Annotated in this window: 22 protein-coding genes; 2 read left to right on the top strand and 20 right to left on the bottom strand. The window is 63.0% G+C overall.

The genetic code is table 11. From position 1 onward, the window contains the following. Positions 1–113: 113 nt before the first annotated feature. From recJ to BLR80_RS08365, 8 genes are all read right to left on the bottom strand, one after another. Positions 114–1,904 (bottom strand): single-stranded-DNA-specific exonuclease RecJ, encoded by a 1,791-nt coding sequence (recJ, locus tag BLR80_RS08400; protein ID WP_092078602.1) that lies wholly within the window; start codon positions 1,902–1,904, stop codon positions 114–116. A gap of 153 nt (positions 1,905–2,057) precedes the next feature. After that, positions 2,058–2,972, bottom strand: a complete 915-nt coding sequence (gene secF, locus BLR80_RS08395; protein ID WP_092078599.1) for a protein translocase subunit SecF — start codon at positions 2,970–2,972, stop codon at positions 2,058–2,060. A 10-nt stretch (positions 2,973–2,982) separates the two neighbouring features. After that, the gene (gene secD, locus BLR80_RS08390; protein WP_092078596.1) at positions 2,983–4,581 is read right to left on the bottom strand and encodes a protein translocase subunit SecD; all 1,599 of its coding nucleotides are present in this window, start codon (positions 4,579–4,581) and stop codon (positions 2,983–2,985) included. A gap of 126 nt (positions 4,582–4,707) precedes the next feature. Continuing rightward, positions 4,708–5,028, bottom strand: coding sequence for a preprotein translocase subunit YajC (yajC, locus tag BLR80_RS08385; RefSeq protein ID WP_092078593.1), 321 nt, complete (start codon positions 5,026–5,028; stop codon positions 4,708–4,710). A 78-nt stretch (positions 5,029–5,106) separates the two neighbouring features. Further along, positions 5,107–6,231 carry a tRNA guanosine(34) transglycosylase Tgt gene (tgt, locus tag BLR80_RS08380; RefSeq protein WP_092078590.1) on the bottom strand — a complete coding sequence of 375 codons (1,125 nt, stop codon included), beginning with the start codon at positions 6,229–6,231 and terminating at the stop codon, positions 5,107–5,109. A gap of 54 nt (positions 6,232–6,285) precedes the next feature. Next, entirely contained in the window at positions 6,286–7,323 is a 1,038-nt protein-coding gene (gene queA / locus BLR80_RS08375; protein ID WP_092078587.1) for a tRNA preQ1(34) S-adenosylmethionine ribosyltransferase-isomerase QueA, read from the bottom strand. A 4-nt stretch (positions 7,324–7,327) separates the two neighbouring features. Next, entirely contained in the window at positions 7,328–7,525 is a 198-nt protein-coding gene (locus tag BLR80_RS08370; protein WP_092078584.1) for a DUF2065 family protein, read from the bottom strand. Positions 7,526–7,640: 115 nt separating this feature from the next. Next, complete coding sequence (locus tag BLR80_RS08365; RefSeq protein ID WP_092078724.1) at positions 7,641–8,948, bottom strand: aminotransferase class I/II-fold pyridoxal phosphate-dependent enzyme; 1,308 nt, start codon at positions 8,946–8,948, stop codon at positions 7,641–7,643. 161 nt (positions 8,949–9,109) lie between these two features. Here BLR80_RS08365 and BLR80_RS08360 point away from each other — a divergent pair, with 161 nt between their 5' ends. Then, positions 9,110–10,012 carry an AEC family transporter gene (locus BLR80_RS08360; RefSeq protein WP_171906386.1) on the top strand — a complete coding sequence of 301 codons (903 nt, stop codon included), beginning with the start codon at positions 9,110–9,112 and terminating at the stop codon, positions 10,010–10,012. A gap of 15 nt (positions 10,013–10,027) precedes the next feature. Here the strand turns inward: BLR80_RS08360 and BLR80_RS08355 are convergent, their stop codons facing one another. The 11 genes from BLR80_RS08355 to ppk1 form a co-directional block, all read right to left on the bottom strand. After that, entirely contained in the window at positions 10,028–11,302 is a 1,275-nt protein-coding gene (locus tag BLR80_RS08355) for a TRAP transporter large permease (RefSeq protein ID WP_092078578.1), read from the bottom strand. Next, the gene (locus BLR80_RS08350) at positions 11,299–11,838 is read right to left on the bottom strand and encodes a TRAP transporter small permease (protein WP_092078575.1); all 540 of its coding nucleotides are present in this window, start codon (positions 11,836–11,838) and stop codon (positions 11,299–11,301) included. The genes BLR80_RS08355 and BLR80_RS08350 overlap by 4 nt, the downstream gene beginning before the upstream one ends. Then, entirely contained in the window at positions 11,835–12,845 is a 1,011-nt protein-coding gene (locus BLR80_RS08345; protein ID WP_092078571.1) for a TRAP transporter substrate-binding protein, read from the bottom strand. The genes BLR80_RS08350 and BLR80_RS08345 overlap by 4 nt, the downstream gene beginning before the upstream one ends. 24 nt (positions 12,846–12,869) lie before the next feature. Next, a complete protein-coding gene (locus BLR80_RS08340; protein WP_171906385.1) occupies positions 12,870–13,697 on the bottom strand; it encodes a TRAP transporter TatT component family protein in 828 nt (275 codons plus the stop codon). 62 nt (positions 13,698–13,759) lie between these two features. Next, positions 13,760–14,251, bottom strand: a complete 492-nt coding sequence (locus BLR80_RS08335; protein WP_092078567.1) for a hypothetical protein — start codon at positions 14,249–14,251, stop codon at positions 13,760–13,762. A 268-nt stretch (positions 14,252–14,519) separates the two neighbouring features. After that, positions 14,520–14,963, bottom strand: coding sequence for an Hsp20/alpha crystallin family protein (locus BLR80_RS08330; RefSeq protein ID WP_092078564.1), 444 nt, complete (start codon positions 14,961–14,963; stop codon positions 14,520–14,522). A 110-nt stretch (positions 14,964–15,073) separates the two neighbouring features. Then, positions 15,074–17,065, bottom strand: coding sequence for a retropepsin-like aspartic protease (locus BLR80_RS08325; RefSeq protein WP_092078561.1), 1,992 nt, complete (start codon positions 17,063–17,065; stop codon positions 15,074–15,076). Further along, positions 17,056–18,468 (bottom strand): erythromycin esterase family protein, encoded by a 1,413-nt coding sequence (locus tag BLR80_RS08320; RefSeq protein ID WP_092078558.1) that lies wholly within the window; start codon positions 18,466–18,468, stop codon positions 17,056–17,058. Before BLR80_RS08320 ends, BLR80_RS08325 begins: the two co-directional genes overlap by 10 nt. A gap of 272 nt (positions 18,469–18,740) precedes the next feature. Further along, positions 18,741–19,235 (bottom strand): CYTH domain-containing protein, encoded by a 495-nt coding sequence (locus BLR80_RS08315; RefSeq protein WP_092078555.1) that lies wholly within the window; start codon positions 19,233–19,235, stop codon positions 18,741–18,743. Next, positions 19,235–20,140, bottom strand: a complete 906-nt coding sequence (locus BLR80_RS08310; protein ID WP_171906384.1) for a Ppx/GppA phosphatase family protein — start codon at positions 20,138–20,140, stop codon at positions 19,235–19,237. Before BLR80_RS08310 ends, BLR80_RS08315 begins: the two co-directional genes overlap by 1 nt. Next, on the bottom strand, positions 20,137–22,212 hold the full coding sequence (ppk1, locus tag BLR80_RS08305) for a polyphosphate kinase 1 (protein WP_092078721.1): 2,076 nt from the start codon (positions 22,210–22,212) through the stop codon (positions 20,137–20,139). The genes BLR80_RS08310 and ppk1 overlap by 4 nt, the downstream gene beginning before the upstream one ends. A 228-nt stretch (positions 22,213–22,440) precedes the next feature. On the opposite strand from ppk1, the gene BLR80_RS08300 reads away from it, so the two are divergent. Beyond that, complete coding sequence (locus BLR80_RS08300; protein ID WP_092078549.1) at positions 22,441–23,220, top strand: enoyl-CoA hydratase/isomerase family protein; 780 nt, start codon at positions 22,441–22,443, stop codon at positions 23,218–23,220. Here the strand turns inward: BLR80_RS08300 and BLR80_RS08295 are convergent. After that, entirely contained in the window at positions 23,163–23,912 is a 750-nt protein-coding gene (locus BLR80_RS08295; protein WP_092078547.1) for a glycerophosphodiester phosphodiesterase, read from the bottom strand. The genes BLR80_RS08300 and BLR80_RS08295 overlap by 58 nt on opposite strands. Positions 23,913–23,914: the final 2 nt, after the last annotated feature.

Below are 23,914 nucleotides of genomic sequence, written 5' to 3'. Positions count from 1 at the left end.
GAAGGACAGGAAAACAGGGAAACTGGGCGGCGTGACAGCACAGGAACCGGTCAGGCACCAAGGATTCCCGTACCCCCGCAGTTCTCGCACTTTTGCGTTGCTGGCGTCAAGGATCAAACCCGATCAAGGAAAAAATCCCCGTCCAGGGCGGCCGGTGTTTGCCCGGTCTGCAGCGTACTGCCAGCCGGCCGGAAGTCGCGGACCAGCAGCTGCAGGGTTTCGCGCTCGCGCCAGCGGTTGATCTGCAACTGGCAAAGAACATCAACAGGACGATTGAGTTCCGTCAGGCGCTCGGCGACATCAAAGGCAATGGCCGGCAGGCTGTAGCCACCTTGCTGCAGCACAAAACGGGCATGGCGACCGCCGCTCAGCGTACGCAGCTGGCAGATCCGCAGATCACGGCAGAGAAACAGCGGTTCAGGATTGCCCATGCCAAAGGGTGCCAGCGCCGTGATCTGGCGCCAGCTGTCTTCGTGCAGTTCGTCGAGCTGCACCTCCAGATCGAACAGCCGCCGCGGCTGCAGATCCTGCGGCTGCAGGGCAGCGCACGCCTGCTGTTCGAACGCCTCGGCAAAAGCGGCCAGCCGCTGCGGCTGCAGGCGCAGACCGGCAGCCGCAGCATGACCACCATAACCCAGCAGATGCTGATGACAACCCTGCAGGGCCTGATAGAGATGAAAGCCGCGAATCGAACGAGCCGAGCCCTTGCCCTCCCCCTCGCCCGCTGCCAAGTCGTTCGCCAGCGCAATCAGCACCACCGGCCGGTGATAGCGTTCCACCAGCCGGCTGGCCACGATACCGATAACGCCAGCATGCCAGCGGCTATCGGCCAGCACAATGCTGCGGCTTGAGGCCGGCAATTCGGCCTCGACCCGGGCGATAGCCTGGGCGAAGGTTTCCGCCTCGATCTGCTGGCGCTGACGATTGCAGCCATCAAGCTGTTGGGCCAGGGGGGCGACCTCAGCAGGCTGACGATTCAACAGCAGTTCCACCGCCGCTGCGGCATCGGCCAGCCGGCCGGCGGCGTTGAGCCGCGGTGCCAGTTTGAAACCGACAACGCCGGCGCTGACCCGGTCAACCCCAGCCAGACGCAACAGCTCGGCCAATCCTGCGCGCGGCTGCTGTTGCAGCAGCTCCAGTCCGACCCGCACCAGCAGGCGATTAACGCCGGTCAACGGCACCAGATCGGCAATGGTGCCCAGGGCCACCAGGTCAAGCAACAGCCGTGCATCGGGCGCCGGTTGGGGCAGCTGCCCGGCAAGGCGCAGTTGCCGTTGCAGTGCCAACAGCAACATAAAGGCAACACCGACACCTGCCAGCGGCTGGAACGGATAGGCGCTGTCGGTGCGCCAGGGATTGATGCAGGCCAGCACCTCGGGCAACTTCTCCGGCGGCTGGTGATGATCCGTCACGATCAGATCCATCCCCAATTCAGCACTGAGCTGCGCCTCGGCCAGGGCGCTGGTGCCGCAATCAACCGAAACCACCAGCCGTACGCCCCGGGCCGCCGCCTGCCGCAGAGCCTCGCCGCACAGACCATAGCCATCGCGCAGACGCAAGGGGATGTGGTATTCCACCCGGCCACCGAGTTGTCGCAGTCCTTCACACAGCAACGCCGTGCCGCTGATGCCATCGACATCGTAATCACCATGAACAGCGATGGTCTCACCCGTCGCCAACGCCTGCTGCAGCCGTGCCACGGCCACGGCCATGTCCGGCAACAGGTCAGGATCGGGCAGGTCCTTGAGCCGACCCAGCAGAAACAGGCGGGCATCTTCAGCCGCGGCCACACCCCGCAACGCCAGTAGCTGGGCCTGTAATGGACCAGTAGCGCCATCCGGTCCGGTCAGGGGGGGCAGCGGCGGGCGCGGCAACCAGACGGGCGCGTCACAGGGCCGCATCATGACCACAGCACCCGCTGGCGACACCGGCCAGCCACGCACAGAGCAGCAGGCCAACCGCAACCCATCAGACCCGCCAGCCAACAAACGAACAGGGGCCAGCAAAGCCAGCCCCCACGCGAAACTACAGATGTCAATGCAACAGCTCCAGGCACTCTAGACTCTCTGCGCCGCCCGCTTCTGCCAAGTCAGCAGCACCGGGCTGGCCACAAAAATGGAGGAATAGGTACCAACCACCACCCCCACCAGCAGGGCAAAAGCAAAGTTATGGATCACTCCGCCACCAAAGATGAACAGGGCCAGAATCACGATCAGGGTCGTGCCGGAGGTCAGCAGGGTACGCGACAGGGTTTCATTAATGCTGCGATTGACCAGCCCGGCAAAAACCGCCGGTTCGTGGGACTGTGGTCCGGTATTTTCACGAATACGGTCGTAGACAATGATGGTGTCATTGAGAGAATAACCGATAATGGCCAGAAAGGCGGCAATGATCGGCAGGTCGATCTCGCGGCCGGTCAGGGCAAAGGCGCCAAGGGTGATCAGCACATCATGCGCCAGGGCGACAATGGCGCCAATGGCAAAGCGCAGTTCGAAACGCCAGGTGATATAGACCAGAATACCGATCATGGCATAGAGTACCGCCATCAGGCCCTTCTGGCGCAGTTCCTTGCCCACCTGCGGGCCAACCATCTCGGTGCGGCGCACTTCCACCGCACCGGCACCGTAATGCTGCTCCAGCGCCGTCGCGATACGCTGGGACAACACCTCAAGATCACTGCTGGTTTCCTGGGCACGCACCAAAAACTCGTTACCGTCCTCGCCAAACCGCTGCACCGTCGCCGCCGGCAGCAGATCGGGCTGCTGCAACTGCTGCTTGATGGCAGCCGCGTCCGTTGGTGCGTTGAAGCGCAGCTGCACCAGGGTACCACCAGCGAAATCGACTCCATAGGTCGGACCACCACGGCCAATCAGCGCCATCAGACCGATCAGAATCAGCAGCGCGGAAACAATATAGGCCAGACGCCGCTTGCCGACAAAATCAAGATTGATACCGGGCTTGATCAGTTCCATGAAGAGCTCCTTAAATGCTCAGTTCTTTGACCTTGCGGCCGGCAAGGACGAAATCGAAAATAAAACGGGTCACAAAGATCGCCGTGAACATCGATGCCAGAATACCGATACTGAGGGTAACGGCAAACCCCTTCACCGGTCCGGTACCAAACTGGAACAGCACCAGCGCGGCAATCAGGGTGGTGATATTGGCATCGACAATGGTCACGAAGGCACGGGCGTAACCGGCATCAATGGCCAGCCGTGGCGACTTGCCATGGCGCAGTTCCTCACGAATGCGCTCGAACACCAGCACGTTGGCGTCCACCGCCATGCCGACGGTCAGCACGATACCGGCCAAACCGGGCAGCGTCAGAGTCGCCTTAAGCAGCGACAACAGTGCCAGAATGAACACCAGATTCAGCACCAGCGCCAGATTGGCCACCAGCCCGCTGGCACGGTAGTACAGCAGCATCAGCGCCACCACCAGCAGCCCGCCGATCAGTACCGAGCGCAGTCCCTGCTCAATGGAATCCATGCCGAGGGAAGGTCCGACGGTGCGGTTTTCCAGGATCTGCACGGGCGCCGGCAGCGAACCGGCACGCAGCACGATGGCCAGATCGGTGGCTTCCTGTTCGGTGAACGAGCCACTGATCTGGGCGCTGCCGCCAGCAATGCGCTCACGGATGGTCGGCGCTGAATAGATGGTGTCATCCAGCACAATGGCCATGCGCTTGCCCACATTGGCGGCAGTGATCTGATCGAAACGCTGAGCGCCAACAGCGTTGAAATCGATGGCGACATAGGGCTCGTTGAAGCGGGTATCGATCCGCACCTGAGCATCGGACAGCAGATCGCCGGTAATAACGGCCCGCTCCTGCACCACCAGCGGAATCTCGGTCACCGCGCCGGTGCGCGGATCGACCCGCCGCTCATACAGCAAACGGTTGCCAGCCGGCAGCTGGCCGGCCTGGGCCTGAGCAACGTCGATCCCTTCGGCGACCAGCTTGAATTCGAGACGGGCGGTCTTGCCCAGCAGGTCGATCGCGCGCTGGGGATCCTTGACCCCCGGCAGCTGTATCAGAATACGGTTGTCGGACTGACGCTGCAGCAGCGGTTCGCTGACACCGAACTGGTCAACACGGTTACGCAGGGTTTCCAGCGCCTGACGCACGGCATAGTCCTTGATCTCGTCAATCTGGCTGGCGGTAAAGCGATAGTTTTTCTGAATGTAACCGCTCTCACTGGCAACGGTCAGCGGTTCAAGGGAAGGAAACTGCTCGCGCATCAGCGCATCGACCTGCCGCTCGCCCTCTTCGTCGTACACCGTTACCGCCAGTCGCTCGCCCGGCAGGCGCTCCAGCCGCCGGAACACCACGTCCTTCTCCCGCAGCAGCACATCGACCTGGTCAACCAGGCTGTCGAGGCGGCTTTCCACCGCCTTGTCGACATCAACCCCCAGAACCAGATGCATGCCACCCTGCAGATCAAGACCGAGATGGATGGGATCAAAAGCGTTGCGCCACCAGGCCGGCAGCTTGTCGTTCATCAGGGTCGGCGCCAGCGACATCAGCGCCAGCACCAGGCAGAACAGGATCAGCGTCCCCCGCAGTTTGATGCTGTTGGACATGGTCGTTACAGACTCCTTCGCAAAGGATAAGGAATAAAAGCCGACAGAACAGTCAGTTTACAACCGCACGGCATGAAAAAAGGCGCCGGTGGAGGCCAGCGCCTTCAGGCAGCAGACAAAAAATTGCTAGCTGGCCGCCGTCGGATCGATGCCGGTGACAGAGGCGCGGCTGAGACGAATCTTGACACCCTTGTCAACCTCCAGTGTTACCACCTGCTCCTGCACCGTCACGATACGGCCATGAATACCGCCGGCGGTGATGACCTGATCACCGGCCTTGAGGCTGTCAAGCAGCTTGCGATGCTCCTTGGCCCGCTTCTGCTGCGGCCGGATGAGCAGAAAATAGAAGATGGCGAACATGATCACCAGCATGATGATCCCTTCGTAGCCCTGAGCCGAACCGGCCTGGCCGGGCTGACCTGCCATCGCGTAAACGGTTGAAGCCATGTGTCGTTCCTCCTTGGATGCGTGAATAACGGATAAGGCTCCTGTTTATAGCCTGTCAGGCGCCGCTTTTCAACAATTTCACCCGCAGTCCGTCTCAGCGGAGCTGCGCCGCTGATAGAAATCCTGACAGAAGGCGGCAAAACGGCCCTGTTCAAGGGCCTGGCGCATGCGCGCCATCAGGCCGAGATAATAGTGCAGGTTGTGATGGGTGTTGAGCATGGCCGCCAGAATCTCGTTGCACTGATACAGATGGCGCAGATAGGCGCGGCTGTAATGGCGGCAGACATAGCAGTCGCACGCGGGATCAATGGGACCGGCATCATCCTGGTAGCGAGCCTGTTTGATGCTCAGACGGCCGAAATGGGTGAACAGCACGCCATTGCGGGCGTTACGCGTCGGCATGACGCAGTCAAACAGATCGACCCCGCGACGGACACCCTCGACCAGATTTTCCGGTGTACCAACCCCCATGACATAGCGCGGCTGACTGTCGGGCAGCAACGGCAGCGTCCAGTCCATTACCTGATACATCAGCGCTGCTTCCTCACCCACCGACAGACCGCCCAGGGCATAGCCATCGAAACCGATCGCCAGCAACTCCTCGACACTGCGGCGGCGCAGATCGGCGTGCATGCCACCCTGCACGATGCCGAACAGCGCACTGCCGTCGGGCTGGTGAGCCGCCTTGCAACGGGCGGCCCAGCGCATCGAACGCGCCGTCGAGTCAGCGACATAGGCCCGTTCGGCCGGATAGGGAATACACTCGTCGAACACCATGATGACATCCGAATCGAGCGCCTGCTGGATGGCGATGGAGGATTCCGGCGTCAACACCTGGGCACTGCCGTCAAGATGCGACTGAAAGCGCACCCCCGCCTCATCAATCTTGCGCAACTTGCCCAGGCTGAACACCTGAAAGCCGCCGCTGTCGGTCAGAATCGGGCCATCCCAGTGCATGAAACGGTGCAGACCACCCAGGCGGGCAATACGTTCATGGCCGGGGCGCAGAAACAGATGGTAGGTGTTGCCCAGCAGGATCTGCGCGCCCAGTTCCTGCAGGGTTTCCGGCAGCATGGCCTTGACGGTACCCTGGGTACCAACCGGCATGAAAGCCGGCGTCTCCACCGGTCCCCGGCGGGTTTGCAACCGTCCCCGGCGGGCGGCACTGCTGGGATCACGACAGAGCAATTCGTAGGACGTCATCACCTTAAGCCTTTTCGCGAAAAAACCTTAAAAACAGACCTCAAACCACTGCAATCACTGAATAAACATGCAGTCGCCATAACTGAAAAACCGGTAGCCTTCGGCCACCGCCCGGGCATAGGCGGCCAGCACCGCCTCGCGTCCGGCCAGGGCACAGACCAGCATCAGCAGGGTCGATTGCGGCAGGTGAAAGTTGGTCACCAGAGCGTCGACCTGACGAAAACGGTAGCCGGGATAGATGAAGATATCCGTCAGCCCGTCACCAGTCCGCAAATGGCCGTCAGCCATGCTGGCGGCTTCGAGGGTGCGGGCCACGGTGGTGCCCAGGGCCACAATCCGCCGTCCTTCAGCGCGGGCGCGATTAATGGTCGCGGCAGTGGCCTCCGGCACGGCATAGGCCTCCTCGTGCATGCGGTGATGACGCGGATCTTCCACCCGTACCGGTAAAAAGGTGCCCAGCCCGACATGCAGCGTCAGGTTGCACAGCTCAACCCCCAACCGTTCCAGTCGGGCAAAGCATTCCGGCGTGAAATGCAGCCCCGCCGTCGGTGCCGCCACGGCGCCGGGCACACGCGCAAAGGTGGTCTGATAGCGTTCGCGGTCGTCCGCTTCGGCCGGGCGGGTGATATAGGGCGGCAACGGCACCTGACCGATGCGGTCGAGCAGCGCGGAAAAATCACCGGCATGGTGGAAACAGAGGTCGCGCTCTCCTGCCTCCCCCAGCGCCAGCACGCTGGCCTTAAGCCCCTCGGCAAAATACAGGAGCTGACCCGGCCGTACCGGCTTGGAGCTGCGCGTCAGACAGCGCCAGCAAAGACCGTCGGCAGCGGCGCTCAACTGCCGCACCAGAAAAACCTCGACCCGGCCGCCACTGTCCTTGCGCCCCAGCAGTCGCGCCGGGATCACCCGGGTATCGTTGCGCACCAGCACATCGCCGGGCCGGAAGTAGCTGGCAATATGACTGAACCAGTCGCTCCGACAGCTGCCGTTGGCGCGGTCAAGCACCAGCAGTCGGCTGGCGTCGCGCCGCTCGGCCGGTTGCTGGGCAATCAGCTCGGCCGGTAACGCATAATCAAAATCCGTCAGCCGCATGGCCCTATCCCCCGAGGATGTGGCGGGCACAGTAGAGAGTCAGCAAACCCGCCAGCATCAGCAGCAATCCCAACAGCCGCAGATGACGCACCGGCACCGGCAACAACTGCACCAGCAACCGCTTCATGGTCAGCGGCGACAGGAACCAGGGAATACCCTCGACCACCAGCAGGACGCCGATCAATGACCAGAAAAACTCCATGTTCCCTCTCGGACTCCCGTCAACCCCAAGCGCCTGATCAGCAGCACACTGACCACTGCAGCATAAAAAAGCCCGCCGATGCGGCGGGCTTGAAGATCCCGTAAACAACAAACCCTTAGCGGCTCAGGTCCTGCACCGCCTGGAAAATCAGGTCGAACAGTTCCTGGATATCCTCCTCGGCAATGCAGGAGAAAGCGATGCGCAGGTCGGTCTTGCCGGTAGCAATGGTGCCGACACCATATTTGTCGAGCAGATGCACGCGCAGGGTTTCGGCCGGCACGCTGTTGAGTTTCAGGCACATGAAGTAACCGGAATTGAACGGATAATAGCTCCAGGCGCTGTCGTACTTGCCGCTGTTGAGCACCTTCTTGACCTGCAGTGCGCGGCCTTTCATAACCTCAAACTTCTGCTGCTTCTGGGCCACAAAATCCGGCGACTTCAACGCTTCGAGAACGAAGGTCTGGCCCGGATGGGCACAGTTGGAGATGGTGGCGCGAATGCAGCCGAGGGTTTTCTTTTCCAGCGCCGTCAGCACCGCCTCGTTGGCGTCCTTGCTGCCGTCGGCGTAGGTGATGAAGCCGGTGCGGAAACCCCAGACGTATTCCTCCTTGGTAGCACCATCCAGCTTGATTGTCAGAATCCGCGGATGCAGGTTGGCCAGCTTGCCGAACAGCGACTCCTTAAGCGAATCCTCATAGAACAGGCCAAAATAAGCGTCGTCGGTGATCACCACCAGATTGCAGCCGTCCTCGGCCACCTCCTTGATGGCAGCAACAATGGCGTCGCCCTCGGCCACCGTCGGGGTGTAGCCGCTGGGATTGTTGGGGAAGTTCAGCAGCACGATGGCCTTGCCTTTTTCCGCGGCAACGTTCTGCAGCTCGGCCTTGAAGGCCGGCACATTGAAGCCACCCTCAACGGTAAAGGTTGGATATTTCTTGATCACCGCGCCGCAGCGAGTGGTGAAGGTCAGGTTGTAATTGCCCCACAGCATGTCGGGCAGCACCATCTGGTCGCCGGCATCGACAAACAGGTCGGCCACGATGGACAGACCATGGGTCAGGGCGCTGGTAACAATCGGCATGCCAAAATGCTTGCCCTGCTGGCTGGGATTCTCGCGCAGCATCTTGTCGCGCCAGGCCTGGCGCAGATCCATGCGGCCGGCCGGCGGCGCATAGGGATAGATATCCTTCGGATCGAAGGCGGACAACTTGTCCTGGATGCACTGCAGGTACATGGGGCCGCCGTTTTCGGTGGCGATACCGATGGTGGCGTTGAAACGGTGCGCCTTTTCCTTGGCCTCGGCCGACTGGGTCAGAATCCCTTTGGGGAAAAACAGATTCTTGCCAAGATTCGATAGCATTTCAAGGACGTAGGGGTTACTCTTCGCCAGCATTTCATTCAATTCTTGCGCCAGTGGATTCATCATGGAACCATTCCTCCTGTTCGGAAAAGGCGGTAAACCGGCTTGCCAAGGCTGCCGGTGGCAAAAACCAAGGCCGAATTAAATCAGCAATGGCGCTTGGCTGTCAATTGCAAAACAGCCGCCGCGCAGCGGGCCGATGCGGCCTGAAACGAGGATTTCGCATGCGTTTTCTCGACATTCTCGCCCCGGTGTTCCTGATCGTGCTGTGCGGCGCCCTGTTGCAGCGGCGCGCCCGCCTCGACCTGCAACCGCTGACCATCAGCGCCCTTTACCTGTTCGCCCCGGCCCTGACCTTCAGCGCCCTGATCAAACAGCCCCTCGATGGCAGCGCACTGGGCCGGATCAGCCTCTACATGCTGCTGTATCTGGCCATCATGTTGCTGCTGGCCGGCCTGACCGGCCGTCTGCTGGGCTGCGATGGCGACAGCCGGCGGGCCCTGACGTTGGCCGCCGCCATGATGAATATCGGCAATTTCGGTCTGCCGCTGGTCTATTTCGCCTTCGGCGAAGCCGCCGTCGCCACCTCGATCCTGGTCTTCGTGCTGTTTTCCCTGCCTCTCGGCAGCCTGGCCATCGTCATCGCCCAGGGCAGCCAGGCCGACTGGCGCAGCGCCCTGCGCAACAGTCTGCAGGTACCGATCATCCATGCCGCCCTGCTGGCGCTGCTGCTACAAGCCCTGCATCTGCAGCCACCGGCCTGGCTGCTGCGTCCCGTCGATCTGCTCGGGCAGGCCGCCGTACCGGTGATGCTGCTGCTGCTCGGCATGCAGATGGCCCGCAGCCGCTGGCAACAGGTCGGGCGGCTGTTGCCGGCCGCCATCAGTCTGCGCCTGCTGATCGGCCCGCTGGTGGGGTACGGCCTGTGCCGCCTGCTGCAGATCGAAGGGTTGTTACGCGACGTGCTGTTGCTGCAGACCAGCACCCCGGCAGCGGTGCTGCCGCTACTCTACGCCCTGCGTTTCGGCACCCGGCCTGATCTGCTGGCCAGTGCCATCATCGCCACCACGGCCTTGAGCGCCCTGAGTCTGACCGCCCTGCTCTATCTGCTGCCGCTGCTGCCCTGACGCCACCGGCGGTGATTACAGCAGCCCCAGCGACAACAGCGGCACATAGGTGATCAGCAGCAGACTCAGCAACAGCAGCAGCAGAAAAGGCCAACTGGCGCGATAAAGCGCGACCACCGGCCGCTTGAAGCGGTAGCTGGCGATAAACAGGTTCATGCCCACCGGCGGTGTCAGATAGCCGATCTGCATGTTGGCCAGAAAAATGATCCCCAAATGGACCGGATCGACACCGTAACCCAGCGCCACCGGCAGGATCAGCGGCACCACCAGCACCAGGGCACTGAAGATATCGAGCAACGCGCCGAGCAGCAGCAAAAACAGGTTGAGCAGCAACAGAAATCCCAGCCGGCTGTCGACCTGGCTCTGTACCAGGGTGAACAGCCGCTCCGGCACCCCGCCATCGATCAGCGCCGTGGTTGAGGCCAGCGACAGCCCCAGAATCAGCAGAATCCCTCCTACCAGCACCAGCGCCCGTTCGCAGATCTCCGCCAGACGCCGCAGCGGGATCTCGCGCAGCACCAGCACCTCGACCACAAACACATAGGCCAAAGTGACCGCCGCCGCTTCGGAAACGGCGAAATAACCGCTGTAAATGCCCCCCAGCACCACCAGCGGCAGCGGCAATTCCCACAGGGCCGCCCGCAAAGCCCGGCGCAGACGCGCCGCGTCGAAGGTCAGTGGCGTCCGCCGATGCCTTTCGCGCCAGATACTCCAGCCACCGAGCAGCGCCAGCATCAGCAGGCCCGGCAGGATACCGGCACGAAACAGCGCCTCGACGCTGACGGCCGGGGCGATGTTAAGTTGCTGAACCACAATGGCGTACAGAATCAGCGGCAGGGAGGGCGCAAACAGCAGGCCCAGACTGCCGGAGGTGGTCACCAGCCCCAGGCTGTAGCTTTCATCGTAGCCGTCCTGGCGCAAGGCCGGATACAGCAGTGCCCCCAACGCCACAATGGTAACGCCGGAGGCGCCGGTAAAGGCGGTAAAAAACGCGCTGGCGGCCAGCGCCACCAATGCCAGACCGGCCGGCAGCCAGCCCAGCAGTGCCTGGCTGAGAGCCACCAGGCGGGCCGGCGCACCACTTTCACTGAGCAGATAACCCGCCAGGGTGAACAGCGGAATGGCCAGCAACACCGGCATTTCAGCGATGCGATAAAACTCGATCAGCACCACAGCCAGATCGACACCGGCCAGATGAAAAGCCCACAGGGCCGCCGCGCCGATCACGGCAAACAGCGGCATGCCCAGCAGCGTCAGCAGCACCAGGGCCAGCGGCACCAGCCAGGTCATGGTGCCCCCTCGCCGGTCCGGTCGGCCGGCAGCGGCAAGGCATCAGCCGAACCTTCAAACGTTTCGGCCCGCTGCGGCCACAGCATCAGCAGCACGGCACGCCAGGCCATCACCGCAAAGGCCAGCGGCACAATACTCTGGAACCACCAGGCCGGCCAGCCACCCAGCACCTGGCTGGCGAATTCCGCCTCCAGCCGCACAAAGCGGCCGCCATGCCAGGCCAGCAGCAGACAGACCAGCGCCGTGACAGCCTGCACCAGCCGCACGACAACACGCTGCCCGGCCGGCGGCAGCCAGCGGGCCAGCAGATCCATGCGAATATGACTGCCGTGCCGGCTGGCCCGCATGGCCCCGGCGAGGCAAAGCCACAGCACCAGCAGACGCAACAATTCATCGCTCCAGACAAAGCCGCTGCCCAGCAGATTGCGTTGCATAATCTGCAACAGTGCCAGGCCGGCCAAGGCCAGCAGCAGCAGACTCAGCAACAGCCGCTCCAGCCTCTCGGCCACGGCCCGCCCCTGCTGCAGCCACTTCATTGAGCGGGAACCTGCTGCCGGCACTGTTGCAACCGCGCGCGGGCCTTGCAATACAGTTCAGGCGACAGCTGGCCATTGTCGGCCAGACGGTCGGACACCTCGGTCGCCACCGCGCTCCAGCGTTCCAATTCACCCGCTGCCGGCGTCACCCGCTGCAAACCCTGCTGCACCAGCACTTGCAGGGCGGCTTCGTTGTCGGCAACGGCCTGGCCATCGATGGCACGATAAACCGCTTCGAGTTCATCACGCAGCAACTGCCGATCCTCTGCCGTCAGCCGTTCGATGGTGCGCTTATCAATCACCAGGGCAGCGTAGACATAGGCCAGCGGCATCTCGGTCATGCAGTTCACCTGGCTGTACCACTGGAAAGCCAGGGCGCCAAGTGGCGAGGTAGCCACCACGTCGAGCAGGCCGGTCTGCAGGCCGGTCATGACATCGGATAGCGGCAGGGTCACCGGCGCCAGCCCCAGAGCCTGCAACACCGCGTAACTGATCTGATCACCCTCGGGCACCCACAGCTTCAGGCCGGCCAGCTGTTCGACCCGCTCAATGGGCTGACCACTGAACAGACAGGCGAAACCACCACTGGCAAAACCAAAGCCAATATAGCCACACTGTTCCAGCCGCTGCTGCAGTTCCTCATCGAGGACGGCGCGCAGGCATGCCATCTCGGCGGCCGAACGGGCCAGCAGCGGCAGACCGTAAAGCTGCAAATCCTTATGGATTCGCGCCAATCCCCCCGAGGTAAAAGCACCACCCTGCAGCTGACCGACTCGCATCTTGCGCAGCACGCTGGCCTCGTTACCCATCACGCCGCCACCATAAAACTTCAGGTTGACCCGCCCCTGGCTGCGCTGGGCAATCCGCTCGGCACTCTGGCGCATGCGCACCATCCAGTCCGACCCTTCCGGCGCCACCGTCGCAATCTTGATCTCGGTCGCCGCCAGCACCGCCAGCGGTTGCAGCAGCGTCAGGGTCAGACCAAACCACAGCAGGGTTTTTCGCATTCGATTTCTCCTTGGTAGCGGGGGTCAGAAATAACCATCGGCGCTGTCCAGCAGCTGGCGGGCCTGTTGCTGCGCCAGCACATTCGGCAGGGTGCGACCGGCCACCCGCGGATCGGCCTGCAACACCTCGTGCAGCAGGCGGTCATGCAGTTCACGGTCGTACAGCAGGCGGGCATAATAGCGAGCATAGGCCACCTTGACGGTCAGATCGCCAGTACCGCCGAGGCACAGCGCCTGTTCGAAACAGCAGCGGGCCCGCTGCGGATCGCCGCCCAGCGCCGCCGGCCGCAGGCTGTGAAGAATCCCGAGATACTGCCAGGCCTCGCTGCCCGCCGCCGGCGTATCCAGGGTCACCAGATACTCCAGTGTTTGTTGCAACCGTGGCAATACCGCCAGCACCCGCAAATCGCCCTTGTGGGCCTGACACCAAGCCAGCCAGCTTTGGCAAAAGGCCAGCAGGGCATCACCCTCAGCAGCGTCGAGCGCCTGTAGGCGCGTGGCAAAATCCGCCGGCGACAACTCCGCCAGGCCGCAACCGGCACGGCAGCGGGCACAGAGCGCTCGCTGGCCATAGTCAAAGGCCCGCGCTGTCAGCCGGCGGGCGCGTTCGCCCTCCTCGACAAAGGCTGCGGCGTAAAGACTGTAGAGGCGGGCGCCCTGTATCAGCCAACGCGCCTCTGTCGGGTCGCCGGCAATCAGGCTGTCAATCAGCAGCAGATAGGCCGGCGCGCCGGCGCGTACCAGTTCGACATCATCCTGCTCCAGCAGGCTCTGCTGCAGCTGGCTGTCCAGCCGCGGCAGACCACAGGCCGACAGCCCCATCACCGCGATGGCCAGGACCAGAACAACCATCAGCCGCCCGGCCGGCCGGGAGAAAACCCGCATCGGAACGTCTTTCACACAACACCTCGCAATCAGAGTTTTCCGGTCATGCGGCGCCGGCGCCGCTGGCCCAGACGCCAGACCAACAACGCCAGCACGCCGACCAGATTGGGATACCAGATCCAGGGCCGGCTCCAGGGAATCCCGTCGAAGGCGAAATCGCTCAGCGGCCACAGCAGCTGGGTCGGAAAGTAGTCGGCACTATGAAAGGGAAAATCGAGCACAATGTGAAACAGCCAGCCACAGGCGACAAAACCCAGTTCCGGCCGCCAGCACCACAGCAGCAGCACGGCGCAGCCCGCCACCAGGGCGCTGTGCCCCAGGGCATAATTGAACAGCAGCCAGTCCGGCAGAATCTCCAGTGGAGGCTTACCCGGCGTCCAGCGCCCCGTCACCAGCCGCCACAGCAAAAAAGGCGCGAAGGAGATCAGATCCGGCAGAGCGCCGAACAGCAGCGCCAGACCTGCCCGGCCGCGCTGGCCGAACAGTCCCAGGCCCCACAGGGCATGACTGAAGGTATCCATCGGGAAAATAAAACCTCGGCAACAAAAGAAGACATCAGAAAGAAGTGAAAAACAACGGACAGTGGGCGAGAGAGCCCTGCCGCAGGGCAAACGGTTGACAGTATACACAGGTACGCCGCCGGCAGGCAACGCCGAGCCGCGCCGCTACGGCTGACAGCGGGCAGAAAAAAAACGGACGGCCGGGTCTGTGCCCCACCGTCCGTTGCCCCGGGATGCAGGCGACTATCACCTAGCCACCCGATCAAGAGCCACCAGGCGCCCTTGCCGGCTAGTTGTCGATCTTCACCTCAATGGCCTTGGGCTGGGTTTCCTTGCGCTTGGTCAGGGTAACCGTCAGCATGCCGTCCTTGAAGCTGGCCTTGATGCCTTCGGGTGAAACGCTGTCGGGCAGGGAAAAGCTGCGGTTGAACACGCCATAAAGCCGCTCAACGCGGTGGAAGGTCTTGCCTTTTTCCTCTGTTTCCTGCCGCCGTTCCCCCTGTAGTGTCAGCACGCCATTTTCCAGCGTGACCTTGACATCCTCTTTCTGCACGTCGGGAATTTCCGCCTTGATGATGAAGGCGTCGCCGGTTTCGGCAATATCGACCCGGGGCGACCAGTCGCCCTTGCGCATCTCCTCCTGACCGCCAGCAGGCATCAGCCCCAGGGCCCGGTTGTAACGGTCCACCAGTGCTTCCATTTCCCGCCAGGGATCCCATCTGACCAGTGACATGGTTGTCCTCCTTTCGCTGAACAGGGTTTCTGCTGCCCGGTCTCGCCGCCGGCCGTCAATCAACCAGGCAGACCAGCCCCTGCCGGCAGGGCGAGCCCGTTTTCAACTGACTACAAATTAGCTGGCAGCAAGGAGTTTTCAAGGACAGGAGGGAGTTTTTTTTCGGCACTGGCCTCTGCAGTGGGCAAGGCCGGCAGGCAGAGTTCGCGCTGCAACCGCTGGTCACCACGCTGCAGGTCAAAAATCAGACAGCGGCCCGCCTGCCCCAGCAGCGCCCGCACGGCCCGCACCCCGGCATAGCGGGCAATGGCCAGACCATCAATGGCGATAATCGCATCACCGGCAACGAAACCGGCAGCCGCGGCCGGACCGTTCGGCGCCACATAGGACACCATCGGCAAACCATTGTCGGCGCGGCCGATCAGCAAGCCAACGGGATCGGCCTGCGGCGGTTCGGTGAAGCGGCCGCCAGGCAGCAACGCGACCCGCTGATGCCGATAGTCAAGCCACAGATCGAAGCGACGCAGGATGTCGCCGCCCAGATTGCCGGCCAGTTCCCCGTGACCGGCCGTGCCCCGGGCCTCCAGCGCCACCCCCAGCAAGGGTCGCTCCACCAGCTGACCGGCCAGCTGCAGCCGATCAAAACGCATCTGGCGTTCAAAACTCAGACCGCCAAGACCTAGGCTGACCTGTTCGATGCCCGGACGGCGCAGCAGCTGGTGCCGCAGACTGAACGGATGATGCAGACTGCTGCGCTCGGCACCGAGATCGAGGCTGAACCGACCAGCCATAACGTCATCGAGGCAGCCCGGCAGACAGAACATGCGATAAAGCAGCGGCGCCTCCTGCCAGGGCAGCTGCGGCAGGGACGCCTCCTGCGGATACAGGCAGACCTGCTGAGCGGCATAGTCGACCTGAACAACAAACAGGCTCAGAAAATCATAGCCGAGAATGCCGTGAATCTGCGGCTCGTAGCTGTGGCGAGTCAGACCGGCAACGCTGACCAGCAGCTGCGGTCCCACTCTTAGAGGATCGGTCGACCGGCCCAGCACCAGCCCCGGCACGCTGGCCAGCTGCAGGGCGAAGTTGCCGCCAAAGCCAAAACCGGCGATGCGGCCCTGGGGCAGCAGACCGAGCTGACGGGCATAGTCCTGATCGATCACCGAATGACCGGCACCGCTGTCCAGCAGCCACCAGCGCCGGTCGCCACAAACACTGACCGGCAGATAGATGCCGCCCTCCACCGCCAAAAACGGCAGGCAGCAGGGCGCCGCTGCCAGCGGCCAGCGCAGCGGCGCGGTGGCCGGTGGCGGCACGGCAAAAATAGCCGCGTCGTCCGGCGCCTGCCAATCCAACCGCGTCAGCCAGATTTCGCGGCGTTTGTCGCGCGGCGCGATATGATCGACCTGATGAAATGCCACCCGCAGGCCATCCTGCCAGCGGTAATCGTCGTAACGGCTGTCCACCTCCAGATCCGGCTGGCGCGTACGGCTGGCCACCAGTTCGAGGCTGGCCGGATCGAAAAAGAACCAGCTGACATCACTGTTAAGGCAGTTTTCCAGCCGCGCAACCAGACAACGACGCCCAGCCAGCAGGCGCGGCGCTTCAAGCTGCAGGTGGAAAATCGTCGAGGCCGGATCGAGATGCTCGAAGGCATCAAGCCGGCGCGCCAGTTCGCGTCGCACCCGACTGGCGGGATCAAGGCGTAACTCAACCTGGCCATTGGCGTCCTGGAACCAGGCCACCGCGCCATCATCGCCCTGCACCTGACAAAATAAACCAAAATCCTCGACCAGCCGACTGTGCAGCGGTCGCCTTGTCCACTGGCGGAACGAACCGCTCAGGCCATCGACACGCAGGCGCCCCTGCTGGTAACTGCCGGTCAGCGCCTGCCAGCGGGCCAGCCCGCCACTGGCCTCGTAATGGGCCCGCAGCAAGGCATAGCCATCGGCAAACCGCGGCGGCTGTTCCGCCCCGCCCCGGCCCGCCAGCAGAGTCGCCAGCACCAAAGGCACCAGCAATACAACGAGCAGGCGCAGAGGCCAGCGACACCCTGTCTTCCAGCACCACACGACGGTGAGACTGTGCCGCCCTAAGGCCATGCCCGATTCTCCAGCAGCTGACCTTCCAGCAGGGTGGTCGGTTGCAGCTGGCGGAAAAACACCAGCGCGTCATAACGTCGGCTCAGCCGACTGGGTAAATAATTATCGGTCGCATCGCGTTCAGGGCGATACACCACGCCGACAGCACGTTGGTCGCGCCACGCATCAAACGGGCTGGCAGCCTCGGCGGCCGCGAACAGCCACAAACCCGTGGCCAGGCCGCTGGCAAGCAACAAAGCCTCGACACTGTCGGCTCGCGGTGGCGCCAGCGTCAGCACCTCATCGGCCGCACCCCAGTCACGACTGGCCCGCACCTGACCAAGGGCACCGGTCTGACCCAGCAGAAAGACCGCCGCCGGGCCCCATTCCTGCCGTAGCAACTGCCCCAGACTGACCATGCCCCAGTCGGGCATGGCGGTAAAGCGGGCATCGCCAACATGGGTATTGTGCGCCCAGACCAGGGCGCGCGACTCCGGTCCGTGATGGCGCAACAGCAGACGCAGCTGATCGGCGAAATGGCGCACACGCAGATTCCAGGCGGCGGCGGAATCCTGCAACTGGCGCCGGTAGTAGGCTTCGGCCGCCTGCAGCCCCAGCAGCAGCCGCAGCCGGATGAGGGTTTCGGCGCCGCGCCACTGAACAAACAGCTGTTCGGCCGACGGCAGCAGCGGGCGCAGGGCGGCAAGTTCGGTTTGACAGTCGGCTGTGCCGGCCAGCAGCGCCCGTACGTAGCGATCCGGATCTGCCCCCACCCCGAAACACTCCTGCACCTGCCGCAGCGCCGGCAAGGGTCCCAGGCGCGTCTGCAGCTGGCACAGGGCACCGTCGTAATCAAGCAGGTCCATGCCATAGAGTGCCACCCGCTGGCCGGCCGGCAGCCTGGCATTGTGACAGCGCAAGTCCTCCAGCAGCAAAGCCAGCTCGCGCGTCTGCCATACCCAGCCCAGCCGCGCCGGCATCTGGCGCAAAGCCGCGATAGCACTGGCGGGGGCGCCCGGCTGCAACCGCACATAGGCATCCAGCGCCAGGCAGCTGTGGGCGTCAGCCTCCAGCACCAGAAAATCCACCCGCTGATGCGCCATCAGCGCGAGCGACAGCTGGCGGCGCAGACGGTAGAACTCTTCACTGCCATGGGTAGCGTCCCCCAGCAGAATCAGCCGCGCCGCGTCGCAATGACGCAGCAGCGGCGCGAGACTGGCTTCATCAGCCAAATCGAGCGGCAAAGCCTGCCGGCGCAGCTGCTGAGCCAGCGCCATCTCCTGCCCGGCGTCGGCCACCGCGCCTGTCAGCGGCAGCAGCAGAGCCACCACCAGCATTACCACCAGCGCCACACTGGCCCGAACGGCGGCACGTCTTGGCCCCAGCCACGCCAGCCCCAGCGATGCAACGGTCAGACCCTTCATGGCGCAGCCTCCCTTGTGCCGGTTTTGGCGGGCCGTCTCATCCAGCCCCTGGATCCCTGCCTTTTTTTTAGGCAATCTGCAATCAAGCGGCTTGTCAGCGGCCTTTGCCACCAGCGCTCGCCAGCTATCAGACCAGTTATCCACACCAGGCGGGGAAAACCGCCGAACGACCACCCGACAACAGCCGTAAAAGCCTGCCCAGCGCACACTACCACGGGCGGAAAAGTCCGGCGGCTGTGGAAAAACCGCCTAAGCCTGCGTGACGCCGAAACTCAGTCCTGTGGGTTGGCCCGTTCAGCGGCAGACCAGGCACTGTAGGGATGCTGCTGCAGACAGGCATTGCTGTAGCGGGCCGCAGCGCTGACCTCCGGCCCCAGCCAGTCCGGCCGAACAAAAACGGCATCCTCATGGGGCAGTTCGATCTCGGCCAGCAGCAGGCCGCTGTTGGCGCCCAGAAACTCGTCGATTTCCCACAGCTGATCTTGCAACCACACCAGATAGCGCCATTTGTCGATCAGCGGCTGCTGGCACAGCTGCAGCAACTCCGCTGCCTCGGTGGCGGGAATGGCATATTCGTACTCAGCCCGCCGCAGGCCCTGCGTCGGCCCCTTGATGGTCAGCCAGGCCTGCTCGCCGGCCAGCCGCACCCGCACCGTGCGCTCGACACTGCTGCACAGATAGCCCTGACACAGGCGCTGGCGGCTGCGCGCCTGCTGACGCCAGCCGTCACCGCAGAGCAAGAACTTGCGTTCGATCTCCACGCCCATCAACAGCCTCCCGCCGCCGCGCCATCCGTCTGGCACCAAGCATCGTACTGCTGGCGAATCAGCCCGTCGGTCAGACCAAACTTGGGCACATGCATGGTGGCGATCCGGCCCCATTCCAGCACCTTAAGATAGATCTCACCCGCCGGCACGATCACATCGGCGCGATCGGGCTTGAGGCCATAGCGCTGCATGCGCGCCTCCAGCGACAGCGCCCGCAGCTGCTCATGCGTCCGACGCAGCGATTTGCGGCTGAGCTCTTTCCTGGCGTCCTGGCCGGCAATGCGGTTGAGCCGGTTGATATTGCCACCCGAACCAATGGCGCAGGCCGCCCGCGCCGCCACATGCTGGCGCAACCAGCCTTCCATGGCCTGCCACTGCGCCGCGTCCACCGCGTCCTGCAACATGCGCACGGTGCCGATATTGAAGGACGCGCTCTGCAGAATCTGCTGATTCTGAAACAGCAGCAGTTCGGTACTGCCACCGCCGACATCGACAAACAGATAGGGACGACCATCGGTCAGCTGATCCTGCACATGGGCGGCGAACACCAGCTGGGCCTCCTCCATGCCATCGATAATCTGCAGACGGATGCCGGCCTGGGTCGCCGCCCGCTCGACGGTTTCGGCACCATTGGCGGCATCACGCAGGGCGCTGGTGGCACAGGCGCGATAGCCCAGCGGCGCGAACACATCGATGAGCTGGCGAAACGCCAGCAGGGTTTTGACCAGCTTTTCCTGCGATGCCGCGCTGAGCCGCCCCTGACTGAACACATCGGCCCCCAGCCGCAGCGGAACCCGGTAAAAGGCCTCCTTGCGCAGCCGCGGTCCCTCGGCTTCCGTGGTCAAGCGCGCCACCATCAGGCGCACGGCATTGGAACCCACATCGATGGCGGCGAAACGACTCATGCACATCCTCCCTGATCCTGCGGCGGCTCAGCCGCCGGCGCGGCATAGCGCGCGATAAAAGCCATCTGACTGCGCACCGGCGCTTCATTGGCGCCACGCGGACGGAAACGGTTGGTCAGCCCCTCGTCCCACAGCCGCGCCTTGCAATTGTCCTGCCACTGCAGATCGAAGCAGTCGCGCAGCTGCTGCTGCAGCTGCGGGGCGTAGATTGGCGTCGCCACCTCGACCCGACGGTCGAAGTTGCGCGGCAGCCAATCCCCCGAGGCAATAAAATACACAGGCTTGCCGCCATTGGCGAAAATAAAGAAGCGGCTGTGCTCCAGAAAACGGTCAACGATGCTGATGGCCTCGATATTGTCGCTCAGGCCGGCCAGCTGCGGCACCAACGAGAACATGCTGCGCACGATCAGGCGAATGCGCACGCCGGCGGCGCTGGCGCGATAAAGCAACCGCACCATCTCGGGATCGGACAGGTTGTTGAGCTTGATATCGATAAAGCTCGGTTTGCCGGCCTGAGCCTGACGGATCTCATTCTGGATCAGGCGACGGAACTTGTTGCGCGCCTGAAAGGGCGAGACCACCAGATGACGGAACAGCGGGATACGGTACTTGTTGGCAAAGAGTTCGAACACCCGGTGCACCTCACCGGTCAGGCGCGGATCGGCGGTCAGCAACAGATGGTCGGTGTAGAGCCGGGCCGTGCCCTCGTTGAAGTTGCCAGTGCCGATGGCGGCATAGCGCACCTTCTTGCGCCCCTCATGGCGGGTGATGAGACAGAGCTTGGCATGAACCTTCAGATCGGGCAGACCATGCACCACCTCAACCCCGTCCTCGCGCAGCCGGTCCGACCAGTACAGATTGGCCTCCTCGTCAAAACGGGCCTGCAGTTCCATTACCACAAACACCTTCTTGCCGTTCTGGGCGGCATTAACCAGGGCATTGACGATCTGGCTGTTGCGCGCCAGCCGGTAGGCAGTCAGGCGGATGGTGGTCACCCGCGGATCAATGGCGGCCTCGCGCAGCAGATCGATGAAATGGGCAAAGCGCTGATAGGGAAAGAAGCACAGCAGATCGCGTTCGCGGATCTGATCGATGATCGAGCGGCCCGGCAGCAGCTGTGGATGGGGCTGCGGGCTGAAGGGCGGATACTGCGCCTGCTGCAGCGGCAGCTGCGGAAAGGCCATGAAATCCTTGAAATTATGATAACGGCCACCGGGAATGCAGGTTTCAACATTGGTGATGTGCAGCACCTTGCGCAGGCGTTGAAGAAAGGCCTCGGGCATGCTGCGGTCGTAAACGAACCGCACCGGCTTGCCGGTCTTGCGCCGCGCCAGACCATCCTGAATCTTCTGCGGAAAGGTTTTGAAGCGCTCGTCGTCCATGTCCAGTTCACTGTCGCGGGTCAGCTTGACGGTATAGGCGGCGAAGCAGTCGTAATCGAAATAGCAGAAGATATCGGCCAGTGCCAGGCGGATGATGTCGTCAAGCAGAATGATCTCGGTCTGTCCCGGCGCCGCTGGCAACAGCAGAAAACGCGATACCCGATCGGCCGGAATCTGGATCAGGGCATAATCCGGCTCGCCGCCACCCCGGCCCAGCACCACCGCCAGATAGATCTGGTGATCCTTCACCAGCGGTGCCGTCTTGCGATTGAGCATCAGCGGCACCAGAAACGGCCGCACCTGCTGGTGAAAATAGTCCAGCACAAAAGCCTGCTGTGCCGGACTCAGCTCATTTTCGCGCCGCAACAGCACGCCACTGGCGGCCAGCTGACCGCAGAGCTCATCAAACAGGGTTTCAAACTGTCGGCTCTGGTGCAACACCAGCTGCTGAATCTGGTCAAGCAGATCCACCGGATCCTGGCCGATCAGATCGATGGCTTTTTTACGGATTTTCACCAGCCGGTGCAGGGTGGCAACCCGCACACGAAAAAACTCATCGAGATTGGAAGAAAAAATCCCGAGAAATTTCAACCGCTCCATCAGTGGCACCTGCGGGTCGGCAGCCTCCTGCAATACCCGCGCATTAAAATGTAACCAGCTGATTTCCTTGCTTACATAGGGAAAGGTCATGGTCGTGGTCTCGCTTTTTGGCAATCCGGGAAACAGCTCGCCGCAAACCGCCAGGCAGTCCGGCACCCGCGATACCTGCCATAGAATTGTTAGCGTTACGCGAGCCAAACCCCCAACAGCCAGGCCCGCACCTCTGACCACCACGGGCAAAAAAGCGTTGCTCCGCTGCCGGCTTTTGTCTAGGGTATGAAAAACATTGTTCTACTTTATTCAAGAAGGAGAGATACCATGAGCGTGCCGCTGATTCTCTGTCACAAACAGGACCGCATCGCCACCATCCGCCTCAACCGCCCCGACGCCATGAACACCTTCACCCCGGAATTCGCCGATCAGCTCGACGCCGCCCTGTGGCAGTGCGAGCACGATCCCGAGGTACTGGTGGTGTTGATCGAGGCCGCCGGGCCGCATTTCTGTACCGGCATCGCTCTCGACCAGTTCGACGACAAAAGCGCTCAGCAGTACCGCGACTTTCTTTATCGTATTGATGCATTCTACCATACGCTGGCGCGCATGAAGACCCTGACCATCGCCGTGGTGCAGGGCTACGCCCTGGCCAACGGCGCCGGTTTGGCCTTCGCTGCCGATTTCACCGTCGCGGCCGACAGCGCCCAGTTCGGCACCACCGCCATCAATGTCGGGCTCATCTGTCTCGGACCGGCGGCGCCGATGCTGCGGATTCTGGGAAGGAAAAAAACCCTGGAGATGGTGCTGACCGGCGAGATCATCAGCGCGCAGAAGGCACTGGAACTCGGCCTGATCAACCGGGTGGTGGCGGAGGATCAGTTGCAACACAGCGCCCGTCAGCTGGCGGAAAGCCTGTGCCGCAAAAGTCCGCTGGCACTGCGGATCGGCAAGGAAGGCATCAACCGGCTGGGCGACAACCCCTGCTATGACGAAGCCCTCAACAGCATGGATGATCTGTTCGCCAGCCTGTGCGCCACGGCCGACGCTCAGGAAGGGGTGCAGGCCTTTCGCCAGAAACGCCCGCCCGTGTGGCAGGAACGCTGAGCCCGCCGACCGACCCGTTCGGGGTAGTTGCTAAACACGCCGTCAACGCCCAGCCGCTGCAGCCGCCGCAGATCGCGCGAGGCGTTGACGGTATAGACATAGACCCGCATTCCCCGCGCCTGAATGGCCCGCACCTGGACCGCGCGCAGGCCTGCCAGCGGTGGATGAATGGCGCAGGCGCCGAGGCGGCGGGCGAAATGCAGATCGGCAGCGCGACAGGGCTGCTCCAACAGCAGCCCCAGCGGCAGCTGCGGCAGGGCCTCATGCAGCGCTTGCAGCACGCCACGGTCAAAGCTGGATGCCCACAGCTGCCCGCGCCGCCACCCTTGCCGCCACAGCTGGGGCAGCAAGGCCACCAATGGCGCCACGCTGGCGGCATCCTTCAGTTCAATATTGATGGCGGCGCGGCCGGCAAGCAGGGCACAGACCTCTTCCAGAAAGGGAATCGGCTGGCCGCCACCGGCGTCAAGGGCGCGCAGCCGGGTCAGTGACTGGTCATACAGGGTACCACTGCCGTTGGTGGTGCGCTCCAGCCGGTCATCGTGCAGCACCAGCAACCGGCCCGCCACGCAACGCACATCCAGCTCCACTGCCTGGGCTCCCAGCTGCAGCGCCAGGGCAAAGGATGCCAGTGTGTTTTCCGGCGCATGGCCCATGGCGCCACGATGACCAATACACAGCAAGCCGGCCATCC

Origin of the sequence: Desulfuromonas thiophila (genome assembly GCF_900101955.1) — a bacterium.
Lineage (GTDB): Bacteria > Desulfobacterota > Desulfuromonadia > Desulfuromonadales > Desulfuromonadaceae > Pseudodesulfuromonas > Pseudodesulfuromonas thiophila.
This window is presented reverse-complemented; position numbering and strand designations above follow the sequence as displayed.